This window comes from Pseudomonas sp. p106 (genome assembly GCF_003936645.1).
Taxonomy (GTDB): domain Bacteria; phylum Pseudomonadota; class Gammaproteobacteria; order Pseudomonadales; family Pseudomonadaceae; genus Aquipseudomonas; species Aquipseudomonas putida_E.
The window spans coordinates 43,692-57,365 of sequence record NZ_RHQR01000008.1; the positions used below are offsets into that span (position 1 = coordinate 43,692).

12 protein-coding genes are annotated in these 13,674 nt (G+C 54.2%); 10 read left to right on the forward strand and 2 right to left on the reverse strand.

Annotated features, from left to right (window positions below):
• Nucleotides 1–185 precede the first annotated feature (185 nt).
• On the reverse strand, nucleotides 186–1,925 hold the full coding sequence (locus tag EGJ09_RS12295) for a pentapeptide repeat-containing protein (RefSeq protein WP_158621133.1): 1,740 nt from the start codon (nucleotides 1,923–1,925) through the stop codon (nucleotides 186–188).
• A 540-nt stretch (nucleotides 1,926–2,465) separates the two neighbouring features.
• Between EGJ09_RS12295 and EGJ09_RS12300 the strand changes: the two genes are divergently transcribed.
• The 7 genes from EGJ09_RS12300 to EGJ09_RS12330 all read left to right on the forward strand — a co-directional run bounded on the left by EGJ09_RS12300 (nucleotide 2,466) and on the right by EGJ09_RS12330 (nucleotide 8,562).
• Nucleotides 2,466–2,849, forward strand: a complete 384-nt coding sequence (locus EGJ09_RS12300; protein WP_125923925.1) for a hypothetical protein — start codon at nucleotides 2,466–2,468, stop codon at nucleotides 2,847–2,849.
• Nucleotides 2,850–3,158: 309 nt separating this feature from the next.
• Nucleotides 3,159–3,704, forward strand: a complete 546-nt coding sequence (locus EGJ09_RS12305) for a plasmid partition protein ParG (protein WP_158621134.1) — start codon at nucleotides 3,159–3,161, stop codon at nucleotides 3,702–3,704.
• Nucleotides 3,704–4,114, forward strand: coding sequence for a hypothetical protein (locus EGJ09_RS12310; RefSeq protein WP_125923927.1), 411 nt, complete (start codon nucleotides 3,704–3,706; stop codon nucleotides 4,112–4,114). Before EGJ09_RS12305 ends, EGJ09_RS12310 begins: the two co-directional genes overlap by 1 nt.
• A 74-nt stretch (nucleotides 4,115–4,188) precedes the next feature.
• A complete protein-coding gene (locus EGJ09_RS12315) occupies nucleotides 4,189–4,743 on the forward strand; it encodes a hypothetical protein (RefSeq protein WP_125923928.1) in 555 nt (184 codons plus the stop codon).
• A gap of 1,059 nt (nucleotides 4,744–5,802) precedes the next feature.
• On the forward strand, nucleotides 5,803–7,440 hold the full coding sequence (locus tag EGJ09_RS12320) for a hypothetical protein (protein ID WP_125923929.1): 1,638 nt from the start codon (nucleotides 5,803–5,805) through the stop codon (nucleotides 7,438–7,440).
• Between the two features lie 98 nt (nucleotides 7,441–7,538).
• A complete protein-coding gene (locus tag EGJ09_RS12325; protein ID WP_125923930.1) occupies nucleotides 7,539–7,724 on the forward strand; it encodes a hypothetical protein in 186 nt (61 codons plus the stop codon).
• A gap of 13 nt (nucleotides 7,725–7,737) precedes the next feature.
• Nucleotides 7,738–8,562, forward strand: a complete 825-nt coding sequence (locus tag EGJ09_RS12330; protein ID WP_125923931.1) for a hypothetical protein — start codon at nucleotides 7,738–7,740, stop codon at nucleotides 8,560–8,562.
• 229 nt (nucleotides 8,563–8,791) lie between these two features.
• On the opposite strand, the gene EGJ09_RS12335 is transcribed toward EGJ09_RS12330, so the two are convergent.
• Nucleotides 8,792–9,154, reverse strand: a complete 363-nt coding sequence (locus EGJ09_RS12335; protein WP_125923932.1) for a hypothetical protein — start codon at nucleotides 9,152–9,154, stop codon at nucleotides 8,792–8,794.
• A gap of 345 nt (nucleotides 9,155–9,499) precedes the next feature.
• On the opposite strand from EGJ09_RS12335, the gene EGJ09_RS12340 reads away from it, so the two are divergent.
• From EGJ09_RS12340 to EGJ09_RS12350, 3 genes are all read left to right on the forward strand, one after another.
• The gene (locus EGJ09_RS12340) at nucleotides 9,500–10,693 is read left to right on the forward strand and encodes an IS256 family transposase (protein WP_125923933.1); all 1,194 of its coding nucleotides are present in this window, start codon (nucleotides 9,500–9,502) and stop codon (nucleotides 10,691–10,693) included.
• A 496-nt stretch (nucleotides 10,694–11,189) separates the two neighbouring features.
• Complete coding sequence (locus tag EGJ09_RS12345; protein WP_125923934.1) at nucleotides 11,190–11,885, forward strand: hypothetical protein; 696 nt, start codon at nucleotides 11,190–11,192, stop codon at nucleotides 11,883–11,885.
• Complete coding sequence (locus EGJ09_RS12350) at nucleotides 11,876–12,844, forward strand: hypothetical protein (protein WP_125923935.1); 969 nt, start codon at nucleotides 11,876–11,878, stop codon at nucleotides 12,842–12,844. The genes EGJ09_RS12345 and EGJ09_RS12350 overlap by 10 nt, the downstream gene beginning before the upstream one ends.
• Nucleotides 12,845–13,674 lie beyond the last annotated feature (830 nt).

Consider the following 13,674-nt stretch of genomic DNA (forward strand, 5'->3'; position numbering starts at 1 on the left):
CAATGGGGTGGGGGGCGACATAAATGCCTCCCCCTCGCTGGTATGGTACGTGTGCCCTTCGCTGGATGTGTTCCAAAGTGGGTATTATTAACGCTCGGTATACTTTGTAGGACGTTGGCGTCGCCAGGGAGGGAGTACTGAAGGTCATCCCCCCTGGGGGCGTAGGAACCCTCCCGGGAGGGCGTTTATGTCCTACAGTTGCCTAAAAATATTTTTGTCGACTCTGCGTTTATCAGGCGTTTAGCAGGCGAAAGTACAGGGCAGGCATGAGCCTTCGCGCTTGCTCGTGCTGGGTCTATTCCTCGTCTATGTGAGGATGCCCGGCTGCTAATCGTTTTGCTCAGCGCCGTGCGGCTTTGGTTCTCTTTTGCCTGAATCGGGTCTGGTGCCTTGTCGGGAATGGCCGACTCGACTGGCTTTAATGGCTCGACACTCTGTGTACTTTCGGAGGTAAGGTGAGGTGGTGGCTCCCTGCCAGCCTTAGAAGCGGGTGAGCCCTTGTCTTCATGAGAAGCCTTGTCCTTAGCGGCCTTGTCCTTAGCAGCGGCTGCGAGTATGCCCATGGCATCTTCCTTGAATCCTCGATCAGGCAGGCCTTCGCATCCTTTGGTTTTCATGAAATCCTGCAGCGCTTCAGTAACCTCGGGTTCGGTGCGCGCGATGAGAAGTTTCGTCTGGATGAATAAGCCCCATGCATAAGCCCAGTCGGGGCTCAATTTAGGCTTGCACAGCTCACTTCGTAGGCTTTCAAGCGCAGCTTGAGGGTTCACTTCGAAAGGGGAGTCGCTACCCTGTGGCCAGTCGTCTGATTCTGCTAGCGACAAGATTTTGAAGGGCTCACGCGCAGTGAAGGTCAGCGTACCTTCTCCTCCTTTGACTTCAAACAGCGAGGTCGCCTGGAGTGTAGTCGTCAGAAAAGCGACATTATCGAAAGAGGTGTTGAAGAATGACGAGAGCGTAAGGTCGGCATTGACGAATTTGGCGTTTCTCACCGTCACATTGTCCCAGTACGATCCTTTCATGCTCGTCTGGGCGAAATCGGTGGCTACCAAATCCATGTTCATGAATGTCGCGCCGTCTAACGAAGCCAATTCGAAATTGGCCCCGTTCAGCGTGGTATTGACGAAGACTGATCCGTAGAGGCGAGAAAAGGCGAAATTCGCGCCGGCGAGATCAGCGTTATGCGCCCAGATACGAGGGATCACCTGCAAGCTGACGTCGAGGTATCGTAGATTGCGCGAGCGCAGATCCATCGCTACCTCGCGCACCATGAAATACTCTTTGGGGTCAGCATGGCCTGAGTAGGATGCAAGCTCGGCATCCGTCTTGGAGGGGCCGCTCCACAAGCGCTCGCCGCGGTCAATCGCGATATGAGGAACCCACGCGACAGTCCCACCGTCTTCGTTGTCTAGCCAGTAGGTATGGGTTTTGACCCAAAGCACTGGAGACAGGTGTGCGGGCAAGAAAATCACATCGACGCACACCAGCAGCCACATCTCGAATACACCCGACCCGATTTGTCGAAGCCATCGGGTGCTCGTACGGGTGCCGCTGCTCAAGTGCGTGGCTAGTAGCTCTCGACCGCGGATGCGCGCGGCGTAGCAAGCGCAGTAAAGCGCCGCTACTTGAATTAAGAACAGGTGGGGGCTCTGGTACGCAGTAAATTTGGTAAGAATGTAGATCAGAGTGCCGGGGCCCGCAGATAGCAGGCAAATCAGCATGAGCAAGTCAGTACGACGACTGAGTTTGTCCGAAGCGTTGTTCGGGGCTGCAGACTTGAGCCCGGGGAACATCTTCGGAAGCTTTCGTAAGGTCACAAGGTGGCCAGCCAATACGATCAGTGGGCTCAAGAAGTAGAATCCCGCCACAGATACCGTCACGCTTACTAGCGGCAGCTGGATACCTTTGTTCGGCATGAGCAGCATCGAGTCTTTCGTCGATGACACGCTTGCCAGCACGTAGAGAATGAGAAGAGCGTAGGAAAGGACTGACGTAGGCTCGGTCTGAGCCGCTTCCTCCTTGCGTAGTCTTTTGCGAGGGAAGACCTCCCTAATGGGCTGCTTACGATTCAATGGCATGTGGTTGGACAGGGGGCAAGAAAATTGAGCGCCAAAGGGTATCGCAGCGCCTTGGCGATAGACAGTGGCGTCGGCGCAGTAATGCGCGTGCCACCCTGAATACATACGCCGAATGGTGAGACCACTTGCGACATGTTCGTGATTTTCAAGCTTCCATTGCATCCTAATGCCAAGATTCGTTTGGTAATTTCACCGGCGGTAAGCGGTTTTGATACCAAACGAATGCTACCTTTACCTTGCTGTTTAAGGCTGAGGTGTAAACCATTTTTTTGATGTGTAAACCTCTTTGCTTTACACGTCAAAAAATTGGTTTACAAGTCCCCGAGATGGCTAAGGCAGGTCGCCAGCGATTCACCGGGTGGCTAATGAATCGAGCAAGGAGCGGCAATGATTGACACTGTAATGGTCGAATGCCACTGGAAGCGCCATTCTGAATTTGATCTCAAACGTATCATGAAGGCGAAAAGCCAAGGTTTCACGAAGCCTGTTACGGCCTATCTCACAGGCGTGATCATCTACGCGCGAGCTGCCGTGGGCGTAGTATTCGGACATGTGAGAAAGGACTCGCTAGGTCGTTTTGCGGATGGCCACATCATTCGCACATCCGATGTGCTGGACATAGCAAGGGAGGGGCGGTTCTGGGTGATTACGACTGAAAACAGCCGGTACGTTATCGCCACTTTCAGCTCTGATGGAGGCCGTCAGAGTCTGCGAGATTTTCGGCGTCTGGCCGTCAAATTGACCTACCTCACAGCCAATCATCTGCATTGAAGCGGATCGCCCGTGGCTCAGTACTTCGGCATTCATGTGACTTGATAAAAAAGGAGCGCGTACGAAGCGTGGTGGAGGATCACTCCGATAGCTTCTCAGAACCGACCTACCCTTGTTATAGAGGCCCGCACGCGTCTAGGCTCAAGCTTTAAGCGTACGGGCTACAAGCGGCTGAAAAGCTCGCTTTATCATCCTGGGGGAATACAGTCCCCAGCGTGTGGCGCCCTTTAACATATCCGTTGCTTGGTAGTCCTTGATCTCGTCTTATGATCATGTGATTATATGATCATAAAAAGGTTAGGAGATGACATGAATATCATCATCAAGAGTGTCGAACACGATTCCGAAGATGGCATCAACTTCATCGTCGTCGAGTTTTTCGTCGACGGTGACTATTACCGACATGCTTTGGAAGACGAGCGCTTCCTTGATCGGTCGAGCCTGGATCTCGACAGCGACACATTGGATGCGGTTCAGCAGGCCCTGTATGCCTTTATCGACGCTCATGCTGTAAGCACCGAATTGTACGATATTGATGACTTGAGCCATCAAGCCAAACTGCTGGGGTATCGCCTAGGTACCCGCTATGTGCTTGACCAACTGGGTGAGACCGTCCAGCTGGTTGAAGTTACCGATCGTTATAGGAAGATGGTTATTTCGTTCAATGATCGTCCCGAATGTGCCTTCTGGCTGCGCGGCCAGCTGGCGGATCCGCTTTTGGAAGAGGGCCCAGTCAAGCGCGTCAATGCGAACATCCCTAAGCCCTTGCATGATGACTTCAAGGCCATGTGTGTGCGTCGAGGGGTCGACATGCAAGATGTGCTGACTGAGTTGATTATTGGCTGGATGAAATAATGATGACCCTCCCCATTGAGATGGAAGGGCAGCTGTGGAAGCAGGCCCTAAAATATTTTGGAGCTGATGAATTAAGGCACCTGCTCATTAAGGCACAGGACGATTTCTATCGTGGTCATGACTTTCCGCTTAATCGCAAGGCGACCAAGTGGGGAAGGATCTTTACCGTCAACGGCACGGCTTACTGTAATTTTAGGAAGCCAATGCTGCGGAAGGTGTTCGGCCCTACTGTCCTTGCTTTCATCAGGAATACGCCTGATTTGCGGCTGAATGAAGGGGAGTCTGGAAAGCTAGAAATGCCTGAGCGGCTGCGTATCCATCTGTCTGGCGCCTTGCTCAGAAAGCTTCCTGCAGAGCTACTAAATGACACCCAACGTGACCAGCTTTTTGCCTCAGATATCGGACTTTAAGCGGGTAAAATTATCTGTGGAAAAGTCACTTGTCATGTGACATATTGTCACTTTCATAGTGACAGGGTGCTCGCATGCATGAGGAAGAGGAAGTAGTCAGTATTTCCGAGCGTACCGCTACAGAACTAGCCCAGGAGCTGCGCGTTTCCTTGGATGAGCTTGGCTGGTCAGCTGCCGGGCTGATGGATCGCATGCGCTCCCTCGGCGACTACCGCACCGCGGCCACGATCCTCAGAGGCATTAATCGCGCTCTGGAAGGCCAGATCAAACCGTCAGGCGAGCTGATGGCCTTGGTGCAGCAGGCTGTGCGCTTCCAGCGCAGGTTGTTGCGCACATACAGCAACACGCCGTGGTCGCAACTCGGGGATGGTTCTTACACGACACGCTTGGAAGATTTCACCCTTACGATCACGCCGCAAAGCCGCGGAAGATGGCGTGTGAACCTGATACATAAAGACGGCTTCAGCCCGCCTTTCCCAAGATGGCAAGACAGCCTGGATGCAGCAAAACGCATGGCTTTCATCACGCTCGACAACGGTCAGAACTGGCTTCAAGAGTATGCTGAGCAGCAGGCTCGCGAAGCCGCAGAGAAAACGGCTGTATACCGTGGCGAGTCTTCTGATCGATAGCGAATTTAATGCGATGACGGCCGAGTTTGATCAGGCTGGAGCTTGGATGCAGGATCAGTTGCGTGCTCAACCGAGAAGAGCGATGAACCGTCGTGAACAGCATGTGATTAGCCTAGCGTGAGACAATTTGGACGAGCTCGATGTGATCAAACCCTCGGCGCGCAAATTCGGCACGGACGCCTTGGAGCCTGGGGTGTTGTGCTGGGGCACTGTGCGTGCTCGATCCGGATGGGCTGGTTCACGCAATTAGTCGGCAGCACAATCCCTCCGTAATTGGTATGAGTGTGCCGTTTCGGATGCTACAGCGGCTCTGTGATCAGCTTTTCAAGCGGAAGCCACTGTTGTTGCAGCGCCCAAGCTAACGCTGCAGAGGAGAGCAGCACGCATCACTGTCGTGGGGATCCTGGTTGTCGATGGTGCGAGCTGCTCAGAAAGCGCTCGATCCTCTCCAGCACGACGTATCGCTCCTGATCACGAGGCGGCGAGAGAACCGGAAAGCCCGGTTTGTTACGATTTTCTCCTGGCAACCAGCGACGCTATCGTCTAGGCTCCGCCCGCATTGCTGGTCACCCCAGTTGATGGACTGCTTTGCACTATGACTGCGCATCTCGTGGCCTCCCTGCTATCTCGCACCGGTGCCCGTGCTGATGACGTGAGAGCCATTCGGTCTATCCATCGGCGAAACAGAGTGAAATCGAGTTGATCATTTTTCGGCTTGGCTGCTACCCTGAACATGCCCGTCATACCATTTCCTTTTCCGGTGTTTTGCCCATGAACAAGCCTAAGTCACGCGCTGCAGTTGTAGAGGCTGCGGTGTCTTCCCTGTCCGCTGAGGACTTGGAGGCTATTGCTGAGTGGTTGCAATCCGAGGAGGGCAGCCAGGCTCTGAGCAACGCTGCAGCTGAGGCCCGCCAGGCCATCAGTGAGCTAAATCGTTCTCGATCCGTCGACCGAGATGATTTGCATAAACCTATAGTCGTGGTTGACCGAGCAATCGGCGCCGGGGCTGGCTATCTGACTACCCGCGTGGGGTAAATCAATCCGTGGGGTAGACCAATCTTGGCCTATAAGCTCTATCCGTACAGCGTCGAAAAGCTCATTGAGTGTTTGGCCGTAGGGTCTACCTTTGCGGACGAAAAATGGATTTCTAAAAAGCTGCACCTTGTTTACTTCAAGGAGTACTTCGAGGAGCTGGGCGCTAAGACGATCGTGGTCGAGGAAGACTACATCGACCGCGACTACCTTGAGGACTATGCGGCGTACTACGACCGGTGCTTCCAGAACTACGGGCGGCGTACACTACGCTTACATTTCTTCGATTTGGAATTCGATGAGGACGTGTTCGTCACGGCCGTCACGGCAGGTGAGGGATGTGCTCAGGAGAAATCCCTTCAAGATGCGTACCTTGGCTTTGTAGTCGTTAAGCCGTTGCCGCAATCAGTGGTCGGCCGTACCTGCCTCAGGACATATCCCAATGATGCCGGGCGTAGACATTTTCCGTGTTTGCGCACCTATGACGTCAACCTGTTCGGCATGCAGCTTAAGGTCAGAAGTCTGGCTTACCAGGAGCAGGATACCGTTGTGGCTGCATGCGCAACGAGTGCGTTGTGGTCATGCTTGCAAGGTACAGGCAAGCTATTCCAACACCCGATACCCCCGCCTGTTGAGATCACAAATTGGGCTGCTGAGCACATGCCTGAAAATCTAGGCGCGGTGAGTTCTCGGGCGTTCCCCAACAACGGCCTGACGGCAAGCCAGATGGCCTACGCTGTCCGCCGTGTTGGATTGGAACCTATGGTCATTGGCTCCCCTGCACGTTATGACCTCAATGGTTTGGCCTATGCCTTCTTGAGGGGGCGCATCCCATCAGTCCTGGTCTATACGTTGAAGGAATGGGATGGGGAGAAGCTAAAGGAGGTTGGCCAGCATGCCGTGGCTGTGACGGGGTATTCGCTCGACGAGGGCCCGCCGATCCCTCACCTCCGTACTGGGCTTCAGTTACGCTCGACGCGGATCGATAAGCTCTACGGGCATGATGACCAAGTTGGGCCTTTTGCCCGGATGATCTGGAATCCCCCTGTCAATAGCGACTTCGGTGTTGCGCACCCAGGGGATTTCAACCTGCTGAAAACCTCGGGTTCAGACCAGGTCTTTGCGGAAATCAACTTCGTTCTTCTCCCGCTGTATCACAAGATCCGAATTCCCTACTCGTTGATCCACGACACCGTGTTCTCGCTGGATAAGTTCATTGAGCAGGCGCGGCGAGGCCGTGTGGCCAAGGGTGAGTGGGATATCTTCTTGACGACCGCTAACGACTACAAGATATCGGCCCGTAGCGATTACCCAACCTGGGGTATTGATCCTGCAGCAACCCTTTATAAGTCGCTACCGCGTTTTATGTGGCGTGTGTTGCTGAGGGTCAACAACAAGGTTGAGCTGGACATCTTATTCGATGCGACCGGGATTGCTCAGCACAGCTTGGTTGTGCATCAGGTCGCGCAAGGCGGTTATAAGAGCATGCTTGAGCAGCTCGCCCGGGTGCGGGTCAAGAAGGGGCTCGATGTCGATGTACAGGTTGCTGCGGTGCTGGAGCAATTCGCACCGGTGTGGGTCGGGGAGGCGGGAGGTGCCATCAAGGGTGTTGCCAGGAATGTCGAAACCGCTGTTGCTACTGAGGGCGGCGCGGCCAACCACTGAAGTGTTTCACGACGATTCAGCCGCTACCCGCTGTGCTGGGGTTGTGGTATTCATGCTATCCTTCGTGTGTGACAACCCCTTCATCATCGGAAACGTCTATGTTTCGCAGCCGCATTGGTAACAGAAGCGAGTCGCAAAAAAAGGATGACGAGGCCTTCATGGCAGCGTTGCGTGAAATCGACACCCTTGAAGCCAAAGATGGCCATGTGTCCATGGACTCTTCTGACCTTGAGCAGCAGCTGAAAGAGCTGCACGAATCTGGCCAAAAATTGGTTAAAGGCTGATTGATCCTTCCTCATGGCACTGTTGCTCATTCTGCCGCTGCTTGTCAGTGGTCTTCTCGTTTGTCTGTATGACCCCCTGAATTACTACAAACTGCACCGGTACGAAGGCCAGCTGCTCTACCTTCAGGCCGGGCGCTTTGGGCTTCAGTGCCTTATAGCGGCCTTTTTGGTTGTTGGGATCGTGTCATTGGTTTTCTCCCATAGCTGGGGCCAGATCTGCTTGGATGGTGGCAATCCGCACTCGGTTCTTTCGGGGTGTCATGATTTCAGCACGGACTATTTATCGTGGATCGGTCATCTTCTGCTCGATGCCAAGCTTGTCACGACGCAGGAGGGCGGCCAGGCCACCGTGTTTGGCTTCCTGACGGGCATAGTCACTTTGATCATGCCCTTTGTCTGGGCTGCTCGATCCAAAAGTGGTCTAAAGGCGTACTTGAAGTCGAAAGACGAGGCGAAGCTTCATAGCTTTTTGACTCGTGAAACCCTCCGCCACAGTCCGATTGGCTGCAAGATCATGGATGCGTTTGCATTCAAAAGGGCTGTGATGATCACCATGAGTGACCGAAAGGTATACGTAGGGCTCATCCAGTCGGTGGGCGCTCCTACAGAGGTCACTGGCCTTGACCTGGAAATCCAGCTACTGCCGTCTTTCAGTGGTTACCGAGACAAGGACACGCTGAAGGTGACGTACACAAACACCTATCCAAGCGAGCCGTCCTTGGTCGAGCCTATCTGTCTGATGCAGGAGAATATTGTTTCTCTCAGCATGTTCAGTGAAAAGATCCGGGAGCATTTCAAGTCGGAAGAAGCCAGCTCAAAGCGGTACTACGACCTCTGATGCCCTAAGCCGTCTAAAGCAGTGGGCCCATTCCCCTTGATCTGTAGGCCGCTCTAACCCTTCAAGCGGCCATGAAGTCACCCTTCCCAACGGTCGCTGCAAGTGCCGTTGTTTCCCAGAGGTGGCGTTGCTCAGGGCAAAGAAGTGGCACTCGCCGCTCCATTCCTCCAAATTAACAACGGATGAATTCTCTCTTGAACACCAAGGGTGGAAAAGTTTAAGTGGTTTTCTAAATCAATAGACTGTCTAAGCTGAATTCGAATGCCTCGAAATCATAGTTGGATTGCGGAGCAGGGTTGACATCCAAATACGTAAACGTTGCATGCAAAGTCGCAGCAATGCTGTCATTTAGATTCTGATTTGGATTGGAAGCAACTTGGGCGCTGTGATAATTCAATGCTCGATCGCGCAGCGTTGTCAGTAGTTGATTGCCAGGACTCAGAGAGTTCAACAACAGCTTTACAACATTCGGTTCATTCATTGACAGGTTTGCAGCTTGTGTCCGGGCGGACTGCTGCTCTTTATGATCTATATTGAAAAGAAGGGTGGCGAATTGTTCCAGGATCGATGGGTCGGTGATCAGGTGGCTCATAGTGCATCCTTTCATGAGAGTCTTTATTGAATTTTACGATAATCTGACGCCATGATAATCTCTCAGGTTAGGCTTGCTGTCTAGCAGCGTGGTGATCAACCCCGAACTCTTTTCCCTGACATGAGTGGGATTTCCTTGGGGCCAGAAAAAGGCTGCCCTGCAGGAAGAACAGCAGGAGCGACACTCTAGGGGGTCAGAGTCCAGATTACACATGAGGCGATCGTGTCCCGGGAAGTGGTGTAACTGAACCAGCCGAAGGCGCCCTGCGGGCGAAAGAGGATGGTCATCGTGGTTCTTGGCTAACGTTGAGTTTGCGAAGACCAAACACTCACCAGAGAAACCACGATGACCAAGCCCACTATCGCATTGACCGAGTTGGTTGAGAAAGGGGCAGACGCTGATCTGCTCAAGCAAATGATCCAGTTCGTTGCCCAGCGCATGATGGAGTTCGATGTCGAAGGCCTGTGCGGCGCGGGCTTCGATGTCAAAAGCCCAGACCGGACAAATAGCCGTAATGGCTACCGTGATCGCCTTTGGCAAACCCGCGCCGGCGACGTTGACCTGAAGATCCCGAAGCTGCGCCAAGGCAGCTACTTTCCTGGCTTCCTCGAACCCCGACGTACCGCCGAGAAGGCCATGGCGGCGGTGATCCAGGAAGCCTACATCCAAGGCGTTTCAACGCGTTCGGTGGACGAGCTGGTCAAGGCCATGGGCATGACCGGTATCTCCAAAAGCCAGGTTTCACGGCTAGCTGGTGAGATCGATGAGCGCGTTCACGCTTTCCTTGATCGCCCGCTTGAAGGCGACTGGCCCTATCTCTGGATCGATGCCACCTACGTCAAGGTGCGGGAGGCCGGGCGCATCGTCTCGGTCGCCGTAATAATCGCCGTGGCCGTGAACACCGACGGTGGCCGCGAAGTCCTGGGCATGCGGGTTGGGCCGTCAGAGGCTGAGCCGTTCTGGACAGACTTCCTGCGCAGCCTCATGCGACGTGGCTTGCGGGGCGTGAAGCTTGTCATCTCCGACGCCCACGAAGGGCTCAAGGCTGTTTCCAAGGTATTCAACGCGACCTGGCAGCGTTGCCGCGTCCACTTCATGCGCAATGCCATGGCCCACGTCGGCAAAGGTCAGCGCACGATGGTGGCGGCGTTGTTACGCACGGTCTTTGCCCAGGACAGTCGCACCGAATGCCATCAACAATGGCGCTTGGTCGCTGATCAACTGCGCGAAAAGTACCCCAAGATCGCAACGCTCATGGACGGCTGCGAGGATGAAGTTCTGGCGCACATGGCGTTTCCCAAGGCGCACCGGCAGCAGTTACACAGCACCAACCCGCTTGAACGGCTCAACGCTGAAATCAAACGCCGCACCGATGTCGTGGGGATTTTCCCCAACGATCCGGCCATCACACGGCTGGTAGGCGCGATGCTGCTGGAGCAGAACGACGAGTGGTGCCTGCAAAGACGTTACATGCAGTTGGAGGCCTTCGAAGCGGTCAGCGATAATCCACAAGCCAAGCTGTCAGCTGTGATCAACTAAACGGCGAACTCAATGGCAAGAGCCATGATGAGTTACACCACTTCCTGGGACACGATCTTTTCCATAACCCATTCGCTTTGCGTCCGATGCCAACGCGCCTGCTCCCGGAAGCACTGCATTGGGTCGAGATAGACGGGATAATGATCGGGCAACCATTTCACGAGACCTCAATCTTGTGGTCTGAAACCATTGTTGAGGGGAGCTGAGGAGCTGGTGACCGGGAGGAGAGCATGGTCATCGAAATTTGCTGTGATGAACTCCGTTCAGCTCTCCTGGCTACGGCCAATAATTCGTCCCAACGTCCGTGAACCGCCGCTGCATTCGACCGACAATTTGAGCTCTGAAGCACAGCGCTGCGCTTACACAGTGGGGCTGCTTGCCATTGATGGATAGGCAGGACATCATGATGGCCAATCGCTATAGTGCATTAGTCAGCTGAAGGTCTGCTCGTATCCAGCAACGTCGCAGTATCTGAATCCACAAAACAGGTGAAATCATGGCGATTGTTGTTCCCCGGAATCTCCCCCTACCTGACTTGCTATCCGGTGCCTCTTCAGACGATCTGAATGTGTTGGCAGATCTGATCACAGATAACGGTAAGGGCAGAGTGGCGCTTGACAGCAAAATAAAAGCCTCCATCGTTACGCACCGGTCAAAAGGCACGCTCCAGGCTATCCCAGAGATTCTTGATAGCGAGATTCGTGCATTCGGGAGCAACAGCATCGCCAACATGTTCAGATCAAGCAGCGTGGAGTACACGGAGCTTGCCACTGATGTAGCGAAAAAGCTGGACGGTAAGCCCACAGCCTTTCATGACGTGTTTGATGTCGAAGACATGGTCATGCGCCTGGCCATCAGCAAATACTCTGAAGTCAAGAGCTTTTCTGACTACGCAGCGATGTTGGCGCAAGTGAGTCAGGTCGTGAGACTGCTGGTCTCAACGGCCGGCACTATAGGCGGATTTGCAGCAAGCGGCGGGGCCGCAACCATTGCAGGCTTGATCGGAGGTCGCTTGGTGACGTTAGCTGCCCCTCCTCTGGCGGTGGCAGCAGCAGGAGCGACCATTTTTCAGGCTGCGTCGCCCGCTTTTCGCATTACTGTCCCGGCAGTGCTTCAGGTCGCCAAGATTCGTAGAACCCGCTTCGATGCCGATCTCACCGCCTATCAAGAGAGCTTGCGCGCATGCCTATAAACGTTGACCCATTAGTGCGGTCATTACCCGATCTTCCAGATGTGATGGAGAAGATCCGGCTGGGCTTATATCGACTCTGTGGTGGGGTTGTCCGCCATGCCAGTGGCACCGGCAAGGGCGGGCAAATCGTCGGCCACTTGGTATTTCCCAGCGATAGTGAAGAGATCCGAAAGCGCCTAGATCAGCTCCAGTCGACCCTATCCAAGGGGCTGGGCTCGCTTGATACAGGTATGGGGCAGTTGCAGCAGAGCATCGGCGTACTCCAAGGTCTGCAGTCAGCCAACCTCGTCATGTCCGGCCTCAACCTAGCAGTTACAACCGCTGGATTCATCATCGTATGTAAGAAGCTCGATGGCATCAGTGAGCAGATTCAAGCTCAGTCACACGGCATCGCTCAGATAGTACAAATCGTGAGTGACATCCAGGAGCGCAGTCTTCTTCAGGACGAAGCTGATTTTAGAGGCTTAGCATTAACGGCTAAGCAGTTCTGCGAGCAAGGGGATGCCCAGCAGCTCAAAAGTCTAATCGAGCCATTCCACAAAAAATATCAGTTCACCAAGCTCGTGCTGGAAAAGCATGCCTCCATACCTGCTAGCAGCATCGAGCGCCTCGGCGAAATCCAGCTGCTTCAGGATCGCCTAGTCAACCTTGGACTCATGCTGTCCCATGTCCAGATGAAGACCGGAGCACTCAAGCACAGCCGAGAATGTGTAATGCAGATGGAGAGCGATCTGACCGCACTCAATGCCCGGCGCGTCGACGTGCTGATCAATGACCGCGCGGTGGCATCGACGATCACGCATCCTCGCTTTGCTGAGCTCAAGGGTTTCCTGCGCCGCGGCAAGGAGGCGTTGCCCGCCTTGAGTTATCAGGCTGATGTGATCGAACTTGAAATGCGTTATCCCGGTTTGCTGGAGCGCACTTCAGGAACCAAGGAGATCATGCTGGTAGCTGCTTGAAAACGTGTCGTGTAGCCGAGATTTTCCCCACCCTGGTCACCGTCAGGCGCTGGCAATAGCGTTGGCTAGCGTCCGCATCATGGCAGTCGCGAAGTCCGTTAAAAAATACCTCCGGCTGCTGACAGGAATGCTGTGAGTAGTATGACAGCAGGTACGGCTGGCCCGGCCAGCTCAGTACCACAGCAGCTACTCACGAATGGCAACTGCGTTGGTATTTTGGCTGGTGGCAACACCGGAAACGATTGCTCCAGATTGCAGGCCTCCTGAGCGACCTAGATTTTGAACGGAATCAGCAACGAGGGTGGTATGGGCTCCACGTGCCGTCGTGTTGGGCGATCTATGCGTTGGCCAGGCTCACTTAGGGTGACTAAGCTGGGCCTGCGTACATAACCGCGAAAGCGCGGGCAGCTTCGGACAACTTCAAGTGCATGATTTTTCTTGGTATTTTAAGTATGCAGCCGGGTGCATACTTGGCCATTGGGTTGACGGGGAAGCGGAGGGCCCGGTATTGCTGGGCTCGATGGGGTGTTATAGGACTCCTGCCAGGTTAAGCGTCTCCCGGAATTTAGGGGGGTACCTTAGTTAAGGGTTTGAATCTCTACGCTTCCGCCATATTCTCAGCAAAAGCCCCGATTATTCGGGGCTTTTGCGTTTCTGGGGTTGGGGATGCCGATAGGCGTGGGCCTTTAAGTTAAAGGCGGGAAATGCTTTGTCTACACATCTCGTGTCGTGCCTCTTTCTCAGCGCATCATGCCCAACTCGGCATCATCCATCAGCGCCTTGGCCAACGCACTCAGGTAATGCGCTGCCCAGACCATCATCGGTTTCTC